Origin of the sequence: Mycobacterium sp. E3305 (genome assembly GCF_001666785.1) — a bacterium.
In the GTDB taxonomy this organism is placed as follows: Bacteria; Actinomycetota; Actinomycetes; order Mycobacteriales; family Mycobacteriaceae; genus Mycobacterium.
The window spans coordinates 1-3,333 of record NZ_LZJA01000150.1 but is presented as its reverse complement, the minus strand read 5'-3'; the positions used below and the strand labels follow the sequence as shown (position 1 = coordinate 3,333).

The window sequence follows — 3,333 nt, the reverse complement described above, 5'->3', positions numbered from 1 at the left end:
CCCGCGGGCTGCTGAGCGGCCTGGGTCACCGCCAACGCCTGCTCGGCCACCCCATCAGGAGTCGTGGTGTTCGGCGGGGCATCAAAGGGCGCCAACTGCGAGGCCGTGGCCGAAGCCGCCGCATAGCCATACATCGCCGCCGCATCCTGGGCCCACATCTCCATGTACTGCGCCTCGGTCGCCATGATCGCCGGCGTGTTCTGCCCGAAGAAATTCGTCGCGACCAACGTCGCCAACAACACCCGATTAGCCGCAATCACCGGCGGCGGCACCGTCATCGCAAACGCCGCCTCAAACGCCGCCGCAGCCGCCCGACCCTGACTGGCCGTGTCCTCGGCCAACCCCGCCACCGCAGAAAGCCAACTCACAAACGGCACCACCGCCGACACCATCGACGACGACGCCGGACCCACCCACGGACCCGACGTCAACTCCGCAATCACCGAGCTATACCCACTGGCCGCCGCAGCCACCTCAGCAGCAATCTCATCCCACGCCGCCGACGCCGCCATCAACGAACCCGAACCCGGACCCGCATACATCCGACCGGAATTGATCTCCGGCGGTAACGCCCCGAAGTCAAACACCTACGAACCCCCCGGCTCGAACCATGTGTTTCCCTCGCGAGTGTTTTAGATAGCTGGCTTCAAGCGATGCGCTTGCTTGCGAAGGCTAGAGCGCCGCCCCGTCTTCTCGCTGCCCGTGACTCGACGGTCCGGGTGGGAGGCGCCCCGTTCCAGCGGGTCAGCGGACAGCGCAACGGCCGGGCCGGCGGCCGCCCGCGTTCGCCGTGTGCACGCCTACCTGCGGGAACGGGTGCCGGGCGGATCACGGCCGATAAGCGATCCCGCGCAGCCGGGGCGGATCGACGTGGGCGCTGGACAAAAAATCCGGTCGCAATAAAGGCCGCGGCGATGTCGGCCCGGACAGGGGCCGGCCGGGGGCGTGGGCAAGGCCTCCGCCGCGAGTCGGTTCTTGGGCGCAAACGCGAAACACGCTTTAGCGCAGCACTTTTCGCGCGCTAAAGCGTGTTCCTACGCTGCCGACCCGGAGGTTATCCGGCGAAGGGTGGGCGGGCCATGACGGTGGGGCGGAATCCGTAGCGGGGGCCGGCGCCGGCGTGGGTGCCGTTGCCGACTCCGGCCAGGGGCATGCCGCCGAGCAGGTTGCCCGGTCCCCCGGCTGCCTCGGGTGCGGCGCTGATCGCGCTGACCGGGACCGCGGTGTGGCCCATCGCCGGCAGCGCCGGGGCGCCGGTCCAGGCCACCGGCACCGACAACTTGCCACCGATGGAGGCCGCCCCACCGATAGCCGCGGCCGGGTGCACCGCTCCGGCACCGCCGCCGAGCAGACCACCGAGCCCACCCAGACCGGGCAGCGCCTTGGCCGCCGCCGGAGCCGCACCACCGATCAACCCCACCGACTTGGCGATCTGGGTGAAGGTGTTGGCCATACCGGTACTGAAGTACGGCAGACCCTCGGTGTTATAGAACAGGCCGGCGAACGGGCTGTAGCCGTTGACGAGTGTGCCCAGGTTGGTGGGGATGGTGGTTTGGCCGGTCAACAGGAACCACAGCTCTTGCAGCGGGTTGGTCGTCGTCTGAGCGGCGGCGGCGGCCTGCGGGGCCGCGGTCGTCGTGGCGGTGGTGGCCGCCTTTTGCGCGACGTTGGCCGCGTTGCCGGCGGAAGTGTTGGCCGCCGCGTTGGCCACCGTGCTGGCCTGGGTGGTGGTGCCCGCGTCGTTGGTCACCTTCGGGGCGGCCTGGAACTGGGTGATGCCCTTGGTCGCCGCCGTGGACTGCACCGAGTAGTTGGCCATCGCCCCGGCATCCTGGGCCCAAAACTCGCCGTACTGGGCCTCCAACTGCGCGATCGCCCCGGTGTTCTGCCCGATCACGTTGGTGGCCTGCAACTGCTGCACCAACGCCCGGTTGGCCGCGATCACCGGCGGTGGCACCACCGCGGCGAACGCCGCCTCATAAGCCGCCGCCGCCGCGGCGGCCTGCACCGCGGCCTGCTCGGCCTGCGCCGCCGTGCTGGCCAGCCACTCCGCATACGGGGTGGCCGCGGCCGCCATCGCCGCCGAGGCCGTGCCCGCCCACCCTTCGCCGGATAGCCGGATTCGGTCATTGCAGCACCGCGGTCAAAGGGTTGACAGAATGGGTTACACAAGGCTCGGTTCGCGGGCTTCCGACGGGGCTTCAGGGGCCCCGTCGGGCGGCCGTCGGCGGCCCATCCACCGGTTGCTAGCCGAGCGGCAGCGAATATTCGGCAACCAGATTTTTTCCGGTCCTGCCCTGCGACGCCAACCCGGGAAACTCGCACCAGCCACTTCGGAGACCGGGTTGGTCACAGTTTGCTGTAAGGGGAGGCGATCGAGGCGGGACGCTGTTACTCTGACGTTACTAAAAGTGAATTCGTCGTACCGTCACGTGAACAGTTGCAAACTGACGGCCTCCGAAACAGCTTCAGGGGTCGTTGTCATCTAGTCTCTGCAGAGTCGGGGATTGAACTAGGAGGGAACCAAGTATGTCGTTCGTGACCACACAGCCCGAGGCTCTGGCTGCGGCGGCCGGAAACTTGCAGGCCATCGGCTCAACGTTGAGCGCCCAGAACGCGGCTGCGGCCGCCCCCACGACCGGGGTGGTGCCCGCGGCCGCCGACGAGGTGTCGGCGCTGACGGCGGCGCAGTTCGCAGCGCACGCGCAGATGTACCAGGCGGTCAGTGCCCAGGCCGCCGCCATTCACGAGGCGTTCGTGAACACGCTGTCGACCAGCTCTGGCTCGTACGCTGCGACCGAGGCAATCAACGCAGCTGCTGCGGGCTGATCGGGTTGGCGGTTCGGGGTCTGGGACGGGACGTCTTCGACGTGCGCTCCAACCTGACCGCCCAGCTACCGACGATCTCGGGGGCTGACGGCCGGACAACTCAAACGCCGGAGTTCGGGTTTGACGTCCGTCTCACCGTGTTCCAACGACCGGTGGCCGCCGGCTGACGGGAAGGGGGGATCATTCTTTTGCATTCGGCACGGCGGTTCGCCAGCGCGTAACCGGTCCGGCCATCGTCGTCACCACAGCAGGTATCTGAGTAATCACGTAATAAGGAGAAAGCCACATGGCAACACGTTTCATGACCGACCCGCACGAGATGCGGGCGATGGCGGGCCGCTTCGAGGTGCACGCCCAGACCGTTGAGGACGAGGCCCGCAAGATGTGGGCGTCCTCGATGAACATCGCCGGCTCGGGCTGGAGCGGCCAGGCGCAGGCGACCTCGTACGACACCATGGGCCAGGTCAACCAGGCCTTCCGCAACATCGTCAACATGCTTCACGG

3 protein-coding genes and 1 pseudogene are annotated in these 3,333 nt (G+C 68.0%); 2 read left to right on the top strand and 2 right to left on the bottom strand.

The window, feature by feature from the left end; all coding sequences use genetic code 11:
- Positions 1-587, bottom strand: a 587-nt coding sequence (locus A5701_RS13830; RefSeq protein ID WP_156669877.1) for a PPE family protein, incomplete at its 3' end; no start/stop codon positions are given.
- A gap of 467 nt (positions 588-1,054) precedes the next feature.
- Positions 1,055-2,116 (bottom strand): annotated as a pseudogene (locus A5701_RS13825) (PPE domain-containing protein); the annotation flags it as partial.
- A gap of 413 nt (positions 2,117-2,529) precedes the next feature.
- Here A5701_RS13825 and A5701_RS13820 point away from each other — a divergent pair.
- Together A5701_RS13820 and A5701_RS13815 are read left to right on the top strand one after the other, a co-directional pair.
- Positions 2,530-2,829: a PE family protein gene (locus tag A5701_RS13820; RefSeq protein ID WP_047324320.1), complete on the top strand. Its 300-nt coding sequence runs from the start codon at positions 2,530-2,532 to the stop codon at positions 2,827-2,829.
- A gap of 286 nt (positions 2,830-3,115) precedes the next feature.
- On the top strand, positions 3,116-3,333 hold a 218-nt coding region (locus tag A5701_RS13815), incomplete at its 3' end, for a WXG100 family type VII secretion target (protein ID WP_067280784.1).